This is a genomic window from Allobosea sp. 10N428 (genome assembly GCF_056394545.1).
Genome location: NZ_JBFTIC010000005.1, coordinates 168,291 through 186,181 on the forward strand (window position 1 = coordinate 168,291; position 17,891 = coordinate 186,181).

General features: G+C 65.7%; 19 protein-coding genes. 3 read left to right on the top strand and 16 right to left on the bottom strand.

Translation table 11 applies throughout. From position 1 onward, the window contains the following. Nucleotides 1–80 precede the first annotated feature (80 nt). The 7 genes from phoB to AC1DDA_RS17265 all read right to left on the bottom strand — a co-directional run bounded on the left by phoB (nt 81) and on the right by AC1DDA_RS17265 (nt 6,815). Complete coding sequence (gene phoB, locus AC1DDA_RS17235; protein WP_265050013.1) at nt 81–779, bottom strand: phosphate regulon transcriptional regulator PhoB; 699 nt, start codon at nt 777–779, stop codon at nt 81–83. Nucleotides 780–790: 11 nt separating this feature from the next. Beyond that, a complete protein-coding gene (gene phoU / locus AC1DDA_RS17240; RefSeq protein WP_441510372.1) occupies nt 791–1,510 on the bottom strand; it encodes a phosphate signaling complex protein PhoU in 720 nt (239 codons plus the stop codon). A 207-nt stretch (nt 1,511–1,717) separates the two neighbouring features. Continuing rightward, nucleotides 1,718–2,524: a phosphate ABC transporter ATP-binding protein PstB gene (pstB, locus tag AC1DDA_RS17245; protein ID WP_441510373.1), complete on the bottom strand. Its 807-nt coding sequence runs from the start codon at nt 2,522–2,524 to the stop codon at nt 1,718–1,720. Between the two features lie 39 nt (nt 2,525–2,563). Next, nucleotides 2,564–3,448: a phosphate ABC transporter permease PstA gene (gene pstA, locus AC1DDA_RS17250; protein ID WP_476796646.1), complete on the bottom strand. Its 885-nt coding sequence runs from the start codon at nt 3,446–3,448 to the stop codon at nt 2,564–2,566. 17 nt (nt 3,449–3,465) lie between these two features. Then, complete coding sequence (pstC, locus tag AC1DDA_RS17255) at nt 3,466–4,440, bottom strand: phosphate ABC transporter permease subunit PstC (protein ID WP_476780280.1); 975 nt, start codon at nt 4,438–4,440, stop codon at nt 3,466–3,468. A 181-nt stretch (nt 4,441–4,621) separates the two neighbouring features. Beyond that, nucleotides 4,622–5,647 carry a phosphate ABC transporter substrate-binding protein PstS gene (pstS, locus tag AC1DDA_RS17260; RefSeq protein ID WP_476796647.1) on the bottom strand — a complete coding sequence of 342 codons (1,026 nt, stop codon included), beginning with the start codon at nt 5,645–5,647 and terminating at the stop codon, nt 4,622–4,624. Between the two features lie 121 nt (nt 5,648–5,768). Further along, nucleotides 5,769–6,815: an ATP-binding protein gene (locus tag AC1DDA_RS17265; RefSeq protein ID WP_441510377.1), complete on the bottom strand. Its 1,047-nt coding sequence runs from the start codon at nt 6,813–6,815 to the stop codon at nt 5,769–5,771. Nucleotides 6,816–6,931: 116 nt separating this feature from the next. Between AC1DDA_RS17265 and ppk2 the strand changes: the two genes are divergently transcribed. Next, nucleotides 6,932–7,873 carry a polyphosphate kinase 2 gene (ppk2, locus tag AC1DDA_RS17270; protein ID WP_476796648.1) on the top strand — a complete coding sequence of 314 codons (942 nt, stop codon included), beginning with the start codon at nt 6,932–6,934 and terminating at the stop codon, nt 7,871–7,873. Between the two features lie 152 nt (nt 7,874–8,025). Here ppk2 and AC1DDA_RS17275 read toward each other — a convergent pair whose 3' ends face one another. The 8 genes from AC1DDA_RS17275 to AC1DDA_RS17310 all read right to left on the bottom strand — a co-directional run bounded on the left by AC1DDA_RS17275 (nt 8,026) and on the right by AC1DDA_RS17310 (nt 15,941). Next, the gene (locus AC1DDA_RS17275) at nt 8,026–9,312 is read right to left on the bottom strand and encodes a TRAP transporter large permease (RefSeq protein WP_476780278.1); all 1,287 of its coding nucleotides are present in this window, start codon (nt 9,310–9,312) and stop codon (nt 8,026–8,028) included. Continuing rightward, nucleotides 9,309–9,821 carry a TRAP transporter small permease gene (locus AC1DDA_RS17280; RefSeq protein WP_476796649.1) on the bottom strand — a complete coding sequence of 171 codons (513 nt, stop codon included), beginning with the start codon at nt 9,819–9,821 and terminating at the stop codon, nt 9,309–9,311. Before AC1DDA_RS17280 ends, AC1DDA_RS17275 begins: the two co-directional genes overlap by 4 nt. A gap of 103 nt (nt 9,822–9,924) precedes the next feature. Next, on the bottom strand, nt 9,925–10,917 hold the full coding sequence (locus AC1DDA_RS17285; protein WP_476796650.1) for a sialic acid TRAP transporter substrate-binding protein SiaP: 993 nt from the start codon (nt 10,915–10,917) through the stop codon (nt 9,925–9,927). A 55-nt stretch (nt 10,918–10,972) separates the two neighbouring features. Further along, nucleotides 10,973–11,650, bottom strand: coding sequence for a GntR family transcriptional regulator (locus tag AC1DDA_RS17290; RefSeq protein WP_476780275.1), 678 nt, complete (start codon nt 11,648–11,650; stop codon nt 10,973–10,975). A 23-nt stretch (nt 11,651–11,673) separates the two neighbouring features. Beyond that, nucleotides 11,674–12,570, bottom strand: a complete 897-nt coding sequence (locus AC1DDA_RS17295) for a dihydrodipicolinate synthase family protein (RefSeq protein ID WP_441510383.1) — start codon at nt 12,568–12,570, stop codon at nt 11,674–11,676. A gap of 185 nt (nt 12,571–12,755) precedes the next feature. Further along, entirely contained in the window at nt 12,756–13,574 is an 819-nt protein-coding gene (locus AC1DDA_RS17300) for a carbohydrate ABC transporter permease (RefSeq protein ID WP_476780274.1), read from the bottom strand. Continuing rightward, nucleotides 13,574–14,500 (bottom strand): carbohydrate ABC transporter permease, encoded by a 927-nt coding sequence (locus AC1DDA_RS17305; protein ID WP_441510385.1) that lies wholly within the window; start codon nt 14,498–14,500, stop codon nt 13,574–13,576. The genes AC1DDA_RS17300 and AC1DDA_RS17305 overlap by 1 nt, the downstream gene beginning before the upstream one ends. 103 nt (nt 14,501–14,603) lie before the next feature. Further along, nucleotides 14,604–15,941 carry an ABC transporter substrate-binding protein gene (locus AC1DDA_RS17310; RefSeq protein WP_476796651.1) on the bottom strand — a complete coding sequence of 446 codons (1,338 nt, stop codon included), beginning with the start codon at nt 15,939–15,941 and terminating at the stop codon, nt 14,604–14,606. A 201-nt stretch (nt 15,942–16,142) separates the two neighbouring features. On the opposite strand from AC1DDA_RS17310, the gene AC1DDA_RS17315 reads away from it, so the two are divergent. Together AC1DDA_RS17315 and AC1DDA_RS17320 are read left to right on the top strand one after the other, a co-directional pair. After that, the gene (locus AC1DDA_RS17315; RefSeq protein WP_476796652.1) at nt 16,143–17,018 is read left to right on the top strand and encodes an amidohydrolase family protein; all 876 of its coding nucleotides are present in this window, start codon (nt 16,143–16,145) and stop codon (nt 17,016–17,018) included. Beyond that, nucleotides 17,012–17,467, top strand: coding sequence for an RbsD/FucU family protein (locus tag AC1DDA_RS17320; RefSeq protein WP_476796653.1), 456 nt, complete (start codon nt 17,012–17,014; stop codon nt 17,465–17,467). Before AC1DDA_RS17315 ends, AC1DDA_RS17320 begins: the two co-directional genes overlap by 7 nt. Nucleotides 17,468–17,577: 110 nt before the next feature. On the opposite strand, the gene AC1DDA_RS17325 is transcribed toward AC1DDA_RS17320, so the two are convergent. Then, nucleotides 17,578–17,838, bottom strand: coding sequence for a hypothetical protein (locus AC1DDA_RS17325; protein ID WP_476780269.1), 261 nt, complete (start codon nt 17,836–17,838; stop codon nt 17,578–17,580). Nucleotides 17,839–17,891 lie beyond the last annotated feature (53 nt).

A 17,891-nucleotide genomic window follows, 5' to 3' on the forward strand; every position in this document is an offset into this window, starting at 1 on the left:
CGCGTTGATTTCAGGATCAACGCGAGCGGGCGGGCAAGGTTCACGGCAAGTTGCAATGAGGAGCAGAGCTGCAGCGCCGCTCAGCTGCGCGCAAAGGTTTCGTCGAAGGCGTATCCGGCGCCGCGGACTGTCCGCAGCGGATCCTTGGTATTGGCCGGCGTGATCGCCTTGCGCAGCCGGCCCACATGAACGTCGACGGTGCGCTCGTCGATATAGACGTCGCGGCCCCAGACGGCATCGAGGAGCTGAGCGCGCGAATAGACGCGGCCGGGCGCCTGCATCAGGAACTCGAGCAGCCGGAACTCGGTCGGGCCGAGATGCAGCTCGCTGCCGGCACGGCGGACGCGCCGGGTCGTGCGATCGAGTTCGAGATCGCCGGCGGCGAGCAGCCCCGCGACATGGCCCGGCTTGGCGCGGCGCAGCAGCGCCTGTATGCGCGCGATCAGCTCTGGCAACGAAAAGGGCTTCACCACATAATCGTCCGCGCCAGTCGCGAGCCCGCGGACGCGTTCGGTCTCCTCGCCGCGCGCCGTCAGCATGATGATCGGCACGCGTTCGGTGTCGCGTCGCGAACGCAAGCGGCGGCAGAGTTCGATGCCAGAAAGGCCCGGCAGCATCCAGTCGAGCAGCACGAGATCAGGCGTGTGGTCGCGCAGATGCAGTTCAGCGTCATCCCCGCGCGCGACGCTGTCGACCTCGAAACCCTCGGCCTCGAGATTGTAGCGCAGCAGCAGGGTTAGCGGCTCCTCGTCCTCGACGATCAGGATGCGTGCGGCCATGATGATCTGCTTCAGTTCCCGGTGATCGCCTCGACCTCGATATTGGTCGTGTCGAGCTTCGGCCGGTTCACGTCGAGCGAGTCGCCGGTGATGAGATAGTGAATCGTCTCGGCGATGTTGGTGGTGTGGTCGCCGATGCGCTCGATGTTCTTCGCGCAGAACAGGAGATGCGTGCAGAAGGTGATGTTGCGCGGATCCTCCATCATATAGGTCAGGAGCTCGCGGAACAGCGAGGTGTAGAGCGCATCGATCTCGTCGTCGCGGCGCCAGACGTCGAGCGCCTTCTGCTCGTTGCCGGCGGCGTAGGCGTCGAGAACGTCCTTGAGCTGCGCCTGCACCAGGCGGCTGATGTGCTCGAGCCCGACCACGGCGCGGTGCGGCGGCTGGAACTGGCCGGCGATGGCGACGGCGCGCTTGGCGATGTTCTTGGCGAGATCGCCGACGCGCTCGATATCGGCGGCGATGCGGATCGCCGAAATCAGCTCGCGCAGGTCGTTGGCGAGCGGCTGGCGCCGGGCGATGGTCAGTACCGCCTTTTCCTCGACGTCCCGCTGGAGGTTGTCGAGGCGCTGGTCGGCCGTGATGATCTTCTGGGCAAGGCCGGTGTCCCGGCGCACCAGCGCCACGGTCGAATCGCCGAGCATGCGCTCGGCCATGCCGCCCATTTCGGCGAGGCTGCGGCGGATGCCTTCGAGATCGGTATCGTAGGAGCGGACGATGTGGTCGGTCATGGGCGGCGTGTCCTCTAGATCATTAGCGCCGGTGCAGCGTCGTCGTTTTCAGGTCGGCATGCTCGACCCTCAGCCCTCATCCTCAGGAGCAAGCGAAGCTTGCGTCTCGAAGGATGCTCCGGTTGGTTCCGGAGCCTCCTGGACCATCCTTCGAGACGCCGCTCGCGCGGCTCCTCAGGATGAGGGCTGCTGGTTTGAAACCGGTCTTCAGCCGAACCGGCCGGTGACGTAGTCCTGCGTCTGCTTCTTGGCAGGGTTCATGAAGATGGTGTTGGTCGGCGCGAATTCGACGACCTCGCCCAGATACATGAAGGCGGTATACTGCGAGATGCGGGCCGCCTGCTGCATGTTGTGCGTGACGATGGCGATGGTGAAGTCGCTCTTCAGCTGCTCCAGCAGATCCTCGATCTTGCCGGTCGAGATCGGGTCGAGCGCCGAGGTCGGCTCGTCGAACAGGATCACTTCAGGCTTCTGCGCGATGGTGCGCGCGATGCACAGGCGCTGCTGCTGGCCGCCGGAGAGACCCATGCCGGAGCTCTTCAGCTTGTCCTTGACCTCGTCCCAGAGCGCGGCGCGGCGCAGAGCGCCTTCGACGCGGTCGTCGAGCTCGGACTTCGGCGGCTTCTCGTAGAGGCGGATGCCGAAGGCGACGTTGTCGTAGATCGACATCGGGAACGGCGTCGGCTTCTGGAACACCATGCCGACGCGCGAGCGCAGCTCGTTCACATCGACATCGTTCGAGATGATGTTGCGCCCGTCGAGCATGATCTCGCCGGTGGCCTTCTGCTCCGGATAGAGCGAGTAGATCCGGTTGAAGATGCGCAGCAGGGTCGACTTGCCGCAGCCCGACGGGCCGATCAGCGCGGTGACGTGCCGGTCGCGGAAATCGAGATTGATGTTCTTCAGCGCCTTGTGCTCGCCGTAGTAGAAATCGAGGTTCTTCACCGCGATCCGGACGGGCGCCTCGGCATCGAGCGTCTGCGGGGAGAGTTCAAGGGTCGAAAGCATCGACATGGTCCTCAAGGTCGGACGCGACCGGGTTGGATTCAAGTCTTATTTGCCGCCGGCGACAAAGCGGCGGGCAATGATCGAGAGCAGCAGGATCGAGACCGTGATGATCAGCGATCCCGCCCAGGCCAGTTGCTGCCAGTTCTCATAGGGAGCGGAGGCGAACTGGTAGATGGTGACGGGCAGGTTCGAGACGCCGCCGACCAAGGTCGGCGAGAACCAGAAATTGTTGTTCAGCGCGGTGAAGATCAGCGGCGCGGTCTCGCCGGCGATACGGGCGAGAGCCAGCAGGATACCGGTCACCATGCCGGCCTTGGCGGCGCGCCAGGTCACCGAGGTGATGACGACCGACGGCGGGGCGCCGAGGGCCGAGCCGGCTTCGCGCAGCGGGCCGGGCACGAGGTTCAGCATGTCCTCGGTGGTGCGCACGATGACCGGGATCGCGATGATGCCGAGCGCGACGCCGCCGGCCCAGCCGGAATAGCCGCGGAAGGGCTCGACCAGGATCACATAGACGAACAGACCGATCAGGATCGACGGTGCCGACAGCAGGATGTCGTTGATGAAGCGGATCAGGTTCGCGATCTTCGAGCCCTTGCCGTATTCGGCAAGCCAGGTGCCGGCGAGCACGCCGACCGGGGTCGCTACCGCGATCCCGAGAAAGGTCAGCACCACCGAGCCGACGATGGCGTTGGCGAGGCCGCCGCCCTGCGAGCCGGGGCCCGGCGTGACTTCTGTGAAGGTCGCGAGCGAGAGCCCGCCGATGCCCTTCACCAGCAGCATGCCGAGAATCCAGAACAGCACGAAGATGGCGCAGAAGGTGAAGCCCGTGGCGATGATCTTCATCAGCCGGTCGGCTGTGCGGCGGGACTGGCGCACGCGCCCCCAGGGGGTGTGGGGCAGTTCGCGCGGCGTGGAAGCGGTCGTCATGCTCATCTCTCAGGACCTCAGTAGCGCTTCACCCGGGCGACCAGGAGCCGCGCGATGACGAGGACGACGAAGGTGACGAAGAACAGGATGCAGCCCAGCGCGATCAGCGAGTTGAGCTGCAGGCCCATCGCCTCGTTGAACTCGTTGGCGATGCGCGAGGCGATGGTCGAGCCGGGATCGAGGATCGAGGCCGACAGGCGGTTGGCGTTGCCGACGACGAAGGTGACGGCCATCGTCTCGCCGAGGGCGCGGCCGAGGCCGAGCATGATCGCGCCGATGATCGAGACGCCGGCCTGCGGCACCAGCACATGGCGCACGACCTCCCAGGTCGTGGCGCCGATGCCATAGGCGCTCTCGCGCAGGACGGAGGGGATCTGCTCCAGCATGTCGCGGGTGATCGAGGCAATGAAGGGCACGATCATGAAGGCGAGGATGATGCCGGCCGTGAAGATACCGAGACCCGAAGGGGAGCGGGAGTAGAGGACGGTGCCGACGATCGGAATGCCCTCGACGAGGTTCGAGAGCGGGATCTGCACATAGGCCGCGAAGAGCGGCACGAAGACGAACAGGCCCCACATGCCGTAGATGATCGAGGGCACCGCAGCGAGCAGCTCGATCGCGGTGGCGACCGGCTTCTTGAACCAGCCCGGCGCCAGCTGGGTCAGGTAGACCGCGATGCCGAGCGAGAGCGGCACGCCGATCACCAGCGCAATCAGGGCCGTCGAGAGCGTGCCGACGATCGCCGGCCAGGCGCCGTACTGCTCGTTCTGCGTATCCCAGACGCTGGAGGTGATGAAGCCGAGGCCGAACTCGCGGAAGGCCGGCCAGCCGCCGATGATCATCGAGATCATGATACCGGCGAGCAGCACCAGCACGAGCAGCGCCGCGGCGAAGCTCGCATTGCGGAAGAAGAGGTCGAACCCCGCCTTCGGCGCCTTGCGGACGACCGGCCTTGCGCCGGGAACGTTCGTCATATCGGTTGCTGCGGTCATCCGCGGGGGCTCCGGTCTCGTTGCCGGGATTGCCATGGCCGGTCACCCGTCCCGATCAATCCCAGCCCTCATCCTGAGGAGCATCCTGCGGGAGGGCCAGTTGGGGCCGCCCCTCAGGATGAGGGCTTGAAGAGAGCGGCAAGGCGGGACTGGCCCGCCTCGCCTTGTCAGTTGGCAGCGATCAAAAGATCGGCTTGCCGGAAGTGTCGGTCACGCCCTTCCAGGCGCTGCGGACCTGATCCTTCACGTTCGCCGGCAGCGCGACGTAGTCGAGCTCGCTGGCGAGCTTGTCGCCGTTCTTGTAGACCCAGTCGAAGAACTTCAGCGCGGCCTGCGTCTCTTCCGGCTTCTCCGGCTTGGCATAGACCAGGATGAAGGTCGCCGAGGTGATCGGCCAGGCCTGCGCGCCCTTCTGGTTGTTCAGCGAGATGCCGAAGCCGGGCTGTTCCTGCCAATTGGCATTGGCGGCGGCGGCCTGGAAGGCCTTCTCTTCCGGCGCCGGGAAGTTGCCGTCGGCATTCTTCACCAGGGCATGCGAGAGCTTGTTCTGCTTGGCATAGGCATACTCGACATAGCCGATCGAGTTGGCGACCTGCTTGACCGAGGCCGAGACGCCCTCGTTGCCCTTGCCGCCGATGCCGACCGGCCACTGGACCGACTGGTTGGCGCCGATCTTGGACTTCCAGTCAGCCGAGACCTTGGAGAGATAGTCGGTGAACACGAAGGTCGTGCCCGAGCCGTCCGAACGATAGACCGGGTTGATGTTGGCATCCGGCAGGGTGACGCCGGCGTTGAGCGCAACGATCTTCGGGTCGTTCCACTTCTTGATGTCGCCCATGTAGATCTGGGCGATGATGTCACCCGAGAGCTTGAGCTTGCCCGGCTCGACGCCGGCGATGTTCACGGCCGGCACGACGCCGCCCATCACGGTCGGGAACTGGATCAGGCCGTCCTTGGTCAGGTCCTCGCCCTTGAGCGGGGCGTCGGTGGCGCCGAAGGCGACGGTCTTGGCCTTGATCTGGCGGATGCCGCCACCCGAGCCGATCGACTGATAGTTCAGGCCGGTGCCCGTCTCCTTCTTGTAGGCCTCGGCCCACTTCGCATAGATCGGGAAGGGGAAGGTCGCGCCGGCGCCGGTGATGTCGGCAGCCTGGGCGGAACCGGCAATCCCGGCGGCCACGGCCGCCAGAACGAGAATCTTGCGCATGGAGATGTCCTCTCTAGGTCGCTGTTTACAGCGCCCCTGTCAGAACACTTCCTATATGACGGCCGGATGACATGACGTCATGAAAACTGTCACAAAGCGTTGAGGCGGCGTTTCAGCCGCCTCAACGCCGGGCCTCGAAGCGCGGCAGGATCGCCTTGAAGGTCGCCCCCTCGCCCGGCTTGCTTTCGATCGTGAGCCTGCCGCGATGACGCAGAACGATGTGCTTGACGATCGCCAGCCCCAGGCCCGTGCCGCCCGCTTCCCGGCTCGCGGCGGTGTCGACGCGGTAGAAGCGCTCCGTCAGGCGCGGCAGATGCTCCGGCGCAATCCCCGGCCCGTCGTCACGAACATAGAAGCCGGCTTCGTCCTCGCCCGCCTCGACGGCAATCTTCACCTCGCCGCCCTGCTTGCCATATTTGATGGCGTTCTCGACAAGGTTCTCCATCAGCCGCAGCAATTCGTCGCGGTCGCCAGGGACCAGCAGCGGCTCGCGCGGCGTGGTGAGCGTCAGCGTGACCTCGCGCTCGCGCCCCATCAACGTCAGCGAGTCGACGATTTCACGCGCGATCCCGGCAAGATCGACCGGTGTGTCCGGCGCCACATGCGCGCGCTGCTCGATGCGCGAGAGCGAGAGGAGATCGTCGACGAGGCGCGCCATGCGCAGCCCCTGCTCGCGCATGATGCCGAGAAAGCGCTCGCGCGCCCGCTCGTCGTTGCGCGCCGGCCCCTGCAGCGTCTCGACGAAGCCGAGCAGAGAAGCGAGTGGCGTGCGCAGCTCATGGCTGGCATTGGCGACGAAATCGACGCGCATGCGCTCGATCACCCTCTGCTCGCTGAGGTCCTGGAAAGTGAGCAGCGTCGGCCGGCGCCGCCCGCCGCCCAGCGCCGCGACATGGATGCGGAAGGCGCGCTCGAACGGCACACGTTCGACCAGCTCGACGGTGTCGCGTCCGCCCTTATGCGCAACTTGCTCGATCGCATCGTTGAGATCGGGGTCGCGCAGCACCAGCGCCAGGAACTTTCCGACCTCGAGCCCCGGAACGAGCGCGTGCATCGCAGGGCTGAGGGCCTGCGCGATGCCCTGTTCGTCAAGCAGTACGACGGGGGCGCCGAGCGCCTCGATCATGGACCGCATCGTCGCGGGAGAGGTAGTGGCAATGTCGACCATGGAGCGCTCGGAGCCGGCCGGTTCCGCCGGCCAACCCTTCCTGAGCGGAACGAGAAGAGGCGTCAATTCCCTTCCACGCATCAGCCGGCTACGCTTCGCCTGAAGGGGAGGCCGCGATGGCAAAGAAATTCTCAGGTTCAAACCCCAACGGGTCGATCGCGCCGCCTGCCGGCAAGAACGGCAAACCGGCGAAGGCCGCCTCCAAACCCGAAGGCTTCGACATCGAGGCCGACACGCTGCCGGAAGCCATCGTCGACGCCGCCTATCACAGCGGGGACTACCCATACGGCAAGCGAATGAAGCGCAAGCGCTACAATCGTGAGCTCGAGCCGCTTCAGATCGAGCTGCAAAAGCTGACGCGCTGGGCCTCCAGGCAGGGCGAGCGCATCGTCATCGTTTTTGAGGGCCGCGACGGCGCCGGCAAGGGCGGCACAATCGGCCGCTTCACCCAGCATCTCAATCCACGCCAGGCGCGCACCGTCGCGCTGCCGAAGCCCTCCGACACCGAGAAGGGCCAGTGGTATTTCCAGCGCTATGCCAGCGAGATGCCGACATCCGGCGAGCTCGTCTTCTTCGACCGCTCCTGGTACAACCGGGCCGGTGTCGAACATGTCATGGGCTTCTGCAAACCCGCGGAAACCGAGAGCTTTCTGCACGAGGCCMCCGTCTTCGAGGGCATGCTGGCGCGGGACGGCATCCGCCTCATCAAGCTCTTCCTGACCATCGGCCGCGAGATGCAGATGACCCGGCTGCATGCGCGCTGGCACGATCCGCTCAAGCGCTGGAAGCTTTCGCCGATCGACTTCGAGGCCATCCCGCGCTTCGACGACTATTCCCGTGCCTTCGACGAGATGCTCGGCCGGACCTCGACAGACGCTGCGCCCTGGCATGTCGTGCGCAGCAACGACAAGCTGCGCGCAAGGCTCAACGCCATCCGCTATGTGCTGAAGGCGATCCCCTACGCGGATAAGGACGAAGCCGCGATCGGCAAGCTCGACGAGGAGATCGTCATCCCCGTCGCGCGTTATCTCGACCATGGCGGCGAGCCGGAGAGCTGAAGGCTTCCGAGCTCTTCCTCTCAGCCCTCATCCTGAGGCGCGCTTCGCAGCGCGTGTCTCGAAGGATGCTTCGCGAGGCTCCTGCACCATCCTTCGAGACGGCCCTTCGGCCCCCCTCGTGACGAGGGACGACGGAACGATCGCGGCTTCCCTCACGGCCCCATCATGTGGTTCGGCAGCCAGGTCGTCAGCGGCGGCCACAGCGTGATCGCCGCGAGCACGACCAGCAGCGGCACCAGCCAGGGCAGGATCGCCTTCGACATCGTCTCGAAGGAGACATTGGCGATGCGCGTCACCACGAAGAGCACCACGCCGATCGGCGGATGAATCGTGCCCAGGATCAGGTTCAGGATCATGATGATGCCGAACTGCACCGGATCGATGCCGAAGCTGTTCGCCGCCGGCACCAGGATCGGGATCAGGATCAGCATCGCAGCCAGCGCCTCCATGAAGCAGCCGACGACGAGCAGGATGAGATTGCAGACGAGCAGGAAGACGAGCGGATGCTGGATCGTCTCGACGATCAGCGGCGTCAGCGTCTGCGGCACGCGCGAGATCGACATGCACCAGCCGAGCGCGCCGGCCGCCATCACCAGCACGGCGACGAGCCCCATGGTCTCGACCGTGTCGATCAGGATCGGCCAGAGCTGCTTCACCTCCAACGTGCGGTAGACGAAGAATCCGAGGAAGAGCGCATAGAGACAGGCGACCGCGGCCGCCTCCGTCGGCGTGAAGATGCCGGAGAACATGCCGCCCAGGATCAGCGGCGGCGTCATCAGCGCGAAGAAGCCGCTGACGAAGGTTCGGCCGATCTCGCGGAAGCCCGCGAACTTCTCCTTCCGGAAGCCCTGCCGCCCGGCGATCATCGCGACCATCACCATCAGCGACAGCCCCATCAGCACGCCGGGAACGACGCCGCCGATGAAGAGGCGCCCGATCGAGACATCGGCTGTGACGCCATAGATCACCATCGGCAGCGAGGGAGGGATGATCGGGCCGATCGTCGCGGCGGCGGCCGTGATCGCCGCCGCCGTCTCCGGCCGATAGCCGGCCTTGCGCATCGCCCGGATCTCGATCGCGCCCGAGCCCGCCGCATCGGCCACCGCCGAGCCGACCATGCCGGCGAAGATCATGCTGGTCAGGATCGAGGCATGGGCATAGCCGCCGCGCAGCCAGCCGATCACCGAGGTCGCGAAGGCGACGATACGGTCGGTGATGCGCGCCGCGGCGAGGATGTTGCCCATCAGGATGAAGAGCGGCGCCGCGACGATCGGGAAGGAGTTCATCGCCTGCGCCATCTTCTGCGGCACGATCGAGGCCGAGAGATCGCCGATCAGCACGAAGGCGAAGGCCGCGAGCCCCATCGAGGCGAAGAGCGGGAAGCCGGCGAGGATCGAGAGCAGCCAGACGGCCGTGATCTTGAAGATCAGCGCGCTCATTCCGCCGGCTCCTGCAGCGTCGCCGCCACGGGCTCGTAAGGCGAGATCCGCCAATTCCGCAGGCTGCCGACGAATTCGCTGAACCCCTGCAGCGCCGTCACGATCCCGGCCAGCACCATCGGCGCGTAGAGCAGCCCCATCGACAGCGGCACGGTCGTCGCCTCTAGATCGTGGTTGGCCTCGACCAGATGCACGCCGTACCAGGCGATCAGCAGGCCGAAGACGATCATGGCGAGTTGCATGATTGCCTCGGCCGAGCGCCATCCGCGCGCCGGCAGCATGTCGTGGAAGAAGCGGATGCGGATATGCGCGCGGCGCCGGCTGGCCAGGATCCAGCCGGTCACCGCGACCCACAGCATCAGGAAGCGCGAGACCTCGTCGGTCCAGATCAGCGGCTCGCCGAGCGCCCGCGTGACGATGCCGAGCGTCACCGTGATCAGCAGTGCGACGAGGAGGATCGCAGCGATCAACTCCATCGCCCGGTCGAATACCCTGGGCAAGATCGTCATGCGGATGCCTCGTCTCGCTACCCGAAAGCCGAAGCTCAGCCCTCATCCTGAGGAGCGCTCCAAAGGAGCGCTCCTCAGGATGAGGGCTGAGCACAGAAGAAGGTCACAGCCCCTGGATTCGATCCCAGAGGCCCTTGCCCCATTTGCTCTCGAACTTGGCCGGCACGCTCGCCAGGACCGGCTTGCGGAAGGCCTCGTTGTCGGGCTTCGTCACCGTCATGCCGCCCTTGGCCATGCTGTCGGCCAGGCCCTTTTCCTGCTCCAGGATCTCGTTGTCCTGCCAGATTGCGGCCTTGTCGACGGCTGCCACGACGATGTCGCGATCGGCTTGCGGGATCTTCTGCCAGGCGCCCTCGTTCACGATCACCAGCCGCGGCGTGATGATATGCGCGGTCAGCACGAGGTATTTCTGCACCTCCGCCAGCTTGGCCGAGGCGATGGTCGGCAGCGGGTTTTCCTGACCGTCGACCGCCCCTTGGGAGAGCGCGAGATAAAGCTCGGAGAAATTCAGCGGCGTCGGCCGCGCGCCCCAGGCTTCCGCCATGGCGCGGAAGGTGTCGACCTCCGGCACGCGCAGCTTGAAGCCCTTCATGTCCTCGACCGAGTTGATCGGCTTCTTGCCGCTGGTGAGATGGCGGACGCCGTAATAGTTGACACCGATCATCCGCATGCCGCGCTTCTCGATCAGCGCCTTGTTGAGCTCGTCGATCAGCGGCGATTTCAGCGCCCGCGTCATATGCGCCGCATCTTTCCAGATATAGGGCGCCTCGATGATCGAGAGCTGCGGCACGAACTGGCCGAGCTGCGCTGCGCCTTCCGTCACCATGGTCAGGGCACCGCTCGCAACGGATTCGACCATGTCACGGGAGGAGCCGAGCTGCCCGTTCGGGAAGGACTGGACGTCGACGCGTCCGCCGGTCTTCTCCTTGATTTCGGCCGCCGCCTTAACCGCGCTCTGCGGCGAGGGATGGCTCGCGGGCTGGCCATCGGCCCAACGCAGCACCAGCGCCTGCGCTCTCAGGATGTTGGGCGCCGCGATCGCAGCCGTCCCCGCCGCCGCAGCGGCCATGAATTCGCGCCTCGTCTGCTTCTTCATCGCCTGTTCCCTCCGGGAAGCGGCCGGTTCTTCCGGCTCGTGATGATTGGTGGTGTCAGTACTGCATGGCCCTCGCGCGGGCGTTGCCGATATGGATGCTCATTTCGTCCGCGGCGCGTTCCGGGTCGCGGCTCTCGATCGCAGCGATGATCTTGAGATGGTCCTGCATCACCGGCACGAGGATGTGGTTCTGGATGCGCGTCTCGTATTGCCGGATCAGCCTGATCTTCAGCCAGGTTACGCGGAAGGCCTGACTGACGATGTCGTTGTCGAGATGGTCGATGATGGCTTCGTGCATCAGCCGGTCGACATCCTCGGCATCCTCGATCAGGCGCTCGTCGCCGCCGGCCTCGGCCCGGGCGATGATCGCCTCGTGGCGGGCGCGCTGCTCGGCGATCTCCGCGTCCGTCGCATTCTGCGTATAGAGCGCCGTCGCCTCCTTCTCCAGGAAGAGCCGGAACTGGAAGGCGTTGCGGATCAGGTTGAGGTCGACATGGGCGACCTGCATGCCGCGCTGCGGCACGGTCTTGATCAGGCCCTCCGCCTCCAGCCGCGGCACGAGCTCGCGGATGGCGCCGAGCGGAAAGCCCGTCATCGCGACGAGCTCGCGCTGGGTCACGAACTGGCCGGGCTTGATCTCGCGCGCCAGCAATCGCTCGGTGAAGGAGGCATAGGCGCGCTCCCTCAGCTTCAGCGGTTCGCCCTCGCGCGGTTCATGCTCCGGCTCGCTCACGATCCCTCCTTCCGGCATCCCTGTCAGGCAGCCTTTGCCTGCTTGATCGAATCGAAGGCCGCAAAGAGCCGCTTGCGGGTCGCTTCGTCCAGCGCTTCCAGCGGCGGACGCATCGCGCCATAGCCCGGATCGCCATGGATATGGCCGGTGAGCGCCTTCACCGCCGCCAGCACCGGATAGGAGCAGATCTCGTCGACCAGCGCATTCACCACCGGACTGTCCTTGCCCTCATAGACCATCGGGCGGAGCAGCTCCGGCACCAGATTGGCGACGCCGCAAATCGTACCCTCAGCGCCGTTGCGCACCGCCTTGGCGAGCTGGCGCTCGTCGCCGACCAGAATGGCGAGCTCGCCATGCGCCTTCAGCAGCGCTTCGGTGTTGGCATAGCTGCCGGACGAATCCTTCACGCCGATGACGAGGCCGGGGAACGCCGTCTTCAGCCGCTGCACCAGCCCGACGCTGATATCGACGGCCGTCACCGACGGGATGTGATAGAGCACGACATTGCGCGCCGAAGGCCCCAGCTTCTCGAAGAACTGCGAGAACCAGACATAGAGCCCGTCATCGCTGACGCCCTTGAAGTAGAAGGGCGGCGCGACGAGCAGGCCCTTTGCTCCGGCATCGAGCGCCAGCTGCGCCTGTTCCACCGCCTCATGCAACGAGGCAGCCGCGATGCCGGCATAGATCTGCTTGGCAGGATCGATCCCCGCCCCGATCAGCGCGCCCATCATTGCCGTCCGTGCCGGCAGCCCGAGCGCCGCCCCCTCGCCTGTCGTGCCGAACAGCGTGACCGAGTCGCAGCCTGCAGCCAGGACGTGACGGGCGTGATGGGTGAGACGCGGCAGGTCGACGCTGCCGCCCTCCCGCATTGGGGTCGTGATGGCACAGGAGAGGCCGAAGCGGGTCTTGTCGGTGGCCATGTGAGGGAGCTTTCAAGGCTGAATGTTAGCTGACATGTTAGTATGAAGACAGAAGCGCCCGCAAGCGCCCCGCATTGGTTTTGCTGGAGCATCGGACCGAAAAGTGGAATCCACTTCTCGGAGAGATCCGATGCTCGAACAATGAGCTCGGTCGCCATTTCGCGCCCGACAGGACGCGCGGCGATCTAGCCGTCCTTGAGGCCGCCGGCCGAGAGCCCGGCGACGATCTGGCGCTGTGCGATCACGGTGACCAGCAGCACTGGCAGCGTTACCAGCAGCGCCGCCGCCGCCAGCGGTCCCCAGGAGATCTGCTCGAAGGTCAGCGAGTTGTAGACGGCGGAGGGCAGCGTCCGGCTCGCCTTGCCGCCGAGCACCACCGAGAAGATGAAATTGTTCCAGGAGAAGATGAAGGCGAGGATGCCGCCGACAACGATACCCGGCTTCGCCAGCGGCAGTGCGACATGGCGGAAGGCCTGCCAAGTCGTGGCGCCGTCGATGCGCGAGGCATCCTCCAGCTCCATCGGCACGTTCTCGAAATACCCGATCATGATCCAGACGATGATCGGGATGGTGATCACGAGATGGGTGATGACCAGCGCCGTGATGGAGCCCACCAATCCCGTGATCTGAAACAGCAGGAAGAGCGGGATGAGATAGGACAGCGCCGGCGTCATGCGCGCGACCAGGATCAGGATCGCAAATTTATGCGCCTTGCCCCGCGCGATGCCGTAGCCGGCGGGCACGCCGACGAGAAGCCCGAGCAGAACCGCCCCGCCTGTCACCAGGATCGAGTTCCAGAGATAGAGCCCGAAATTGTTCTGCGCGAAGACGTCGACATAGTTCTTCAGCGTCGGCGGGTTCGGGATGAAGATCGGTGGGAAGGCGGTGTTGTCGAGCTCGTTCTTCAGCGACAGCGAGATCATCCAGAGGAAGACCAGCACAGCCGGCGAGACCAGCACGAAGACCGATGCCCAGAAGCCGAACTTTTTGGCGAAGCGGTTCATCACGCGTTCCACTTCGACTTCTGCCGCGCATAGAGCAGCAGCAGCGAAAGCATGATGATGATGATGAAGAAGATCACCACGACGGCCGAGGCGTAGCCGATCTTGTAGAACTGGAAGGCCTGCAGATAGAGGAAGATGTTCAGCGTTTCCGACGCCGTGCCGGGCCCGCCCTGCGTGATCACGAAGATCGTGTCGAAGGCCTTCAACGCATCGATGGTGCGGATCACGATCGCCACCATGATGAAGGGCCAGACCAACGGCAGCGTGATGTGGCGGAACATGTGCCAGTCATTAGCGCCGTCGATCAGCGCGGATTCATAGGGCTCGCGCGGCAGCCCGGCGAGGCCGCCGAGGACGATCAGCATCACCAGCGGCGTCCAGTGCCAGACCTCGACCATGACCAGCGTCGGGATCACCGTCGCCGGATCGTAGACCCAGCCCGAGGGGCCGATGCCGACGAGCGAGAGCAGGTAATTGAGCACGCCGAGCTGCGGATGGAACATCATCGTCCAGACCAGCGCGACCGCCACCGGCGTCGCCATCATCGGCATGACGAAGATAGTTCGCAGCAACCCGCGGAACGGGAATTCGCGGTGGAAGACCAGCGCCGCCGCGGTGCCGAACACGATCGGCAGCACCACCGCCAGCACCGTGAAGTAGAGGGTATGCCCCATCGACTCGATGAAGCGCGCATCTTTCGCCAGCTCGGCGAAGTTGCCCAGGCCGACGAACTCGACCCCGCCGCCGATCTTCCAGTCCTGGCCGGACATGAAGAGCGTGAACAGCCAGGGGAAGACGATGACAGCCGCAATCACCAGCACCGCCGGCAGCGAGAACAGCCAATAGCGCGGCGTGAAATCGTGTGATTCCGCGGCAGCTGGAGGCGCGGCACTGGCGAGACTTGCTGGCAGGGACGTGCTGGTCATGCGTCTGGAACCGTCATGCTCGGGCTCGGCCCGAGCATCTCTTCGAGAGTGCGCATTTGTCACGAGATGGCCGGGTCAAGCCCGGCCATGACGCTTGTTTTCCTCAGGCCTGCTCGCTCTTGGCGAGCACCGGCGCGAAGGTCTCTGTCGCCTTCTTGAGCTCGGCCGCGACATCCGCCCCGCCGATCGCATTGGTCAGCGCCACGCCGAACACGTCCCGGAACTCGGTGACCGGCACGATCTGCGGCAGGCCGGCCCGCGCGATCTTGGCCGAGGCCAGCAGGCATTCGAAATACTGCTTGCCGAATTTCGACTGCTGGATCGTCTCGGTGTCGAGATAGGCCGAGGAGCGACCGGGCGCACCGGCGCCGGCCTTGAGCATGGCGATCTGGTTCTTCTTGTTGGTCATGTACTGGAGGTAGAGCCAGGCTGCCTCCTTCTTCGACGAGCCGCGCGAGATGCCCATGCCATCGGCGAACATGCCGGCATAATGCGCCTTCGGCCCCGGCGGCGTCACGCCATAGCCGACCTTGCCGACGATGCGGGATTTCGACGGATCCTCCAGCGGCGTGGCGAACCCGATGCCGTCGAGCCACATCGCGGCGCGGCCCTGCATGAAGGTGGTCTGGCACTCGTTCCAGTTGAAGCCGACCTGCCCGACCGGGCCGGTCTCCTTGTTGAGCTTCTTGTAGAGCTCGGCCGCCCAGATCGCTTCGGGCGTGTCGGTGAGCAGCTTGCCCTCCGGCGAGACCGTCTCCATGCCCTGACCGAGCATCAGCGAGGTCCAGACCGGGATGTTGGCGTTCTTCAGGCCGCGCGAGACGAAGCCGGCAACGCCCTTCGCCGGGTCATGCAGCTTCTGCGCCGCCGTGAACATCTCGTCCATCGTCTTCGGATAGGCGACGCTCTTCGCGTCGAAGAGCTCCTTGTTGTAGTAGATCATCCAGTAGTCGACGAAGAACGGGAGCGTATCGAGCGCCCCGTCCGCCTGCCGCGCATAGGCGACCGGGCCGGCGCCGAAGTCGGCAAAGTCGAAATCCGGCGCGGTCAGCGCGGCGTTCTTGATGTAGGGCTCGAGGTTCTCGAACCACTTGCCCTTGGCCGCCATGCGCTTCTGCACGTGCAGCGAGATGCCGCTGACGTCGAAGCTCGGCTTGCCCGAGGCGAATTCGATCACCGCCTTCTGGCGCTGCTGCTGCTCCGGCACCTGCTCGGAGGAGACCTTGATGCCGGTGAGCTCGGTGAACTCCTTCTCCGCCGCCTGCATCAGCTCGGAGCGCGGGTTCTTGACCAGCAGCACGTCGATCGACTGTCCCGAGAACTTCTTCCAGTCGAACGCTCCTTGCGCCTGCGCCTTCCGCAGCACGAGCGGCGAGGCGAGCGCGGCAGCGGCACCGCTCAGAAGGACGCGTCGGGTCGGCTTGAGAATGCTGTCGGTCATCGGCGTCCTCCCACGGACTATAAATGCCGCCCTTTGCGGGCTTGCCTTCGCGCGGGATGTCCTGAAGCGGCGCTTCCGCCACCCGCGATCGGGCTGGACGCTAATCCGCTTTCGAGCCGGTTGCAAGCTAACATGTTGGCGTGCACATAGTAGCACCACGCCGGCGCTGCCCGGTGCCGAGCCCGCCCGCGAGAGCCGCCCGTGAAGAGCCCGCCCGTGAAGAGCCCGCCCCGCATCGATTCGCACCAGCATTTCTGGCGGCTCGCCCGTGGCGATTATGGCTGGCTGACGCCCGCGCTCAAGCCCCTCTATCGCGACTTCGGGCCTGCCGACCTCGCCCCTCATCTCGCCGAACAGGACATCGCGTCCACCATCCTCGTCCAGGCCGCGCCGACCGAGGCCGAGACGCGCTTCCTGCTCGATCTCGCCGCCGCCACGCCCTTCGTCGCGGGGGTAGTGGGCTGGGCCGATTTCGAAGCGCCCGATGCCCCCGCCCGCATCGCCTCACTCGCCGCCGACCCGCTGCTGGTGGGCTTAAGGCCGATGGTGCAGGACATCCCCGATCCGCACTGGCTCGCTCGTCCCGACCTCGCCTCCGCCTTCGCGGCGATGAAGGCGCAAGGCCTCGTCTTCGATGCCCTGGTGAAGCCGCCGCAGATCCCGGCGTTGCTGACTCTCCTCGACCGCGAGACGGAGCTCCCCGTCATCGTCGACCACGGCGCCAAGCCCGATCTCGCCGGCGCCGACCTCTCCGACTGGCGCGACGGCATCGCGGCGCTCGCCGCCCGGCCGAACACTACTTGCAAGCTCTCCGGCCTCGTCACCGAAGCCGGGCCGGGCTGGACTGACGCGACGCTGGAACCGGCAGTGTCACAGCTTCTCGCCTGTTTTGGCCCGCAACGGCTGCTCTGGGGCAGCGACTGGCCGGTCGCGACGCTTCGCTCCTCCTACGGCCAATGGCACGCCGCGGCCGAACGCCTCACCGCCGCGCTCAGCGAATCCGAGCGCGCCGCGCTTTTCGGCGGCAACGCCGCACGCATCTATCTCGCGGACAGGGGGCGCCGCCCGTCATGCTGAAATCGCTCGATCCCGTCCTCTCTGCCGATCTGCTCTGGGTGCTCGCCGCCATGGGCCATGGCGACGACCTCGCCCTCGTCGACGCCAACCACCCGGCCGAAACCATCGCCAGCGCCACCACCAGCGGCCGGCTGATCCGCCTGCCCGGGCTGACGATGCAGCGCACTGCGCGCGCCATCCTCTCGGTGCTGCCGATCGACGATTTCGAGCCTGAGCCTGTCAGGCGCATGGAAGTCGTCGGCGATGCCGCCGCGATCCCCGACGTCCAGCGCGCGGTGCAGGCCGAAATCGATGCGGCGCTCGGCCGCCCGGCGCCGCTGGCCGGCATCGAGCGCTTCGCCTTCTATGAGGCGGCGCGGCGCGCCTTCGCGGTGGTGCAGGTCGGCGACCCCCGCCCCTATGGCTGCTTCCTGCTGCGCAAGGGCGTCATCGCCGGCGTGCCGGGCTAGAGCATCGGACCGAAAAGTGGAATCCACTTTTCGGACAAATCCGATGCTTGAACAAAGAGTTAGATCGCCACTTCGCGTCCGGTAGGACGCGCGGCGACCTAGCCGGCGCCTCACGCCCCCTTGGCGACGGCCTGCTTCAGCCGCGCGACGGCCTCGGTCGCGCCGGCCTTCACCGAGACGTCCAGCGTCTCGCTTTCGCGCTCGATCATCTCGATCAGCGCCTCCGGCGTGATCGCGGCCCGCGCCGCGGTGAGCTTCAGCACGGCATTGGCGAGGATGTTGGGCCAGAACGCCGCCCCGCCCTTGGCCAGCCCCTTGGCCTTGCGGCCCTCGAATTCACGGGCGAGCTGTTCGGGGGTCTTCTTGGCCATGGTCTCGTTACCTCCAAGCAATTCCAGCAAAAATGCGAAGCGGTTTTGCTTCC

Bases quoted from the DNA above. Each gene is read 5' to 3' on its own strand.
- phoB (WP_265050013.1), bottom strand. From the start codon at position 779: ATGGCCGCACGCATCCTGATCGTCGAGGACGAGGAGCCGCTAACCCTG.
- phoU (WP_441510372.1), bottom strand. From the start codon at position 1,510: ATGACCGACCACATCGTCCGCTCCTACGATACCGATCTCGAAGGCATC.
- pstB (WP_441510373.1), bottom strand. From the start codon at position 2,524: ATGTCGATGCTTTCGACCCTTGAACTCTCCCCGCAGACGCTCGATGCC.
- pstA (WP_476796646.1), bottom strand. From the start codon at position 3,448: ATGACGACCGCTTCCACGCCGCGCGAACTGCCCCACACCCCCTGGGGG.
- pstC (WP_476780280.1), bottom strand. From the start codon at position 4,440: ATGACCGCAGCAACCGATATGACGAACGTTCCCGGCGCAAGGCCGGTC.
- pstS (WP_476796647.1), bottom strand. From the start codon at position 5,647: ATGCGCAAGATTCTCGTTCTGGCGGCCGTGGCCGCCGGGATTGCCGGT.
- AC1DDA_RS17265 (WP_441510377.1), bottom strand. From the start codon at position 6,815: ATGGTCGACATTGCCACTACCTCTCCCGCGACGATGCGGTCCATGATC.
- AC1DDA_RS17275 (WP_476780278.1), bottom strand. From the start codon at position 9,312: ATGAGCGCGCTGATCTTCAAGATCACGGCCGTCTGGCTGCTCTCGATC.
- AC1DDA_RS17280 (WP_476796649.1), bottom strand. From the start codon at position 9,821: ATGACGATCTTGCCCAGGGTATTCGACCGGGCGATGGAGTTGATCGCT.
- AC1DDA_RS17285 (WP_476796650.1), bottom strand. From the start codon at position 10,917: ATGAAGAAGCAGACGAGGCGCGAATTCATGGCCGCTGCGGCGGCGGGG.
- AC1DDA_RS17295 (WP_441510383.1), bottom strand. From the start codon at position 12,570: ATGGCCACCGACAAGACCCGCTTCGGCCTCTCCTGTGCCATCACGACC.
- AC1DDA_RS17300 (WP_476780274.1), bottom strand. From the start codon at position 13,574: ATGAACCGCTTCGCCAAAAAGTTCGGCTTCTGGGCATCGGTCTTCGTG.
- AC1DDA_RS17305 (WP_441510385.1), bottom strand. From the start codon at position 14,500: ATGACCAGCACGTCCCTGCCAGCAAGTCTCGCCAGTGCCGCGCCTCCA.
- AC1DDA_RS17310 (WP_476796651.1), bottom strand. From the start codon at position 15,941: ATGACCGACAGCATTCTCAAGCCGACCCGACGCGTCCTTCTGAGCGGT.
- AC1DDA_RS17320 (WP_476796653.1), top strand. From the start codon at position 17,012: ATGCTGAAATCGCTCGATCCCGTCCTCTCTGCCGATCTGCTCTGGGTG.
- AC1DDA_RS17325 (WP_476780269.1), bottom strand. From the start codon at position 17,838: ATGGCCAAGAAGACCCCCGAACAGCTCGCCCGTGAATTCGAGGGCCGC.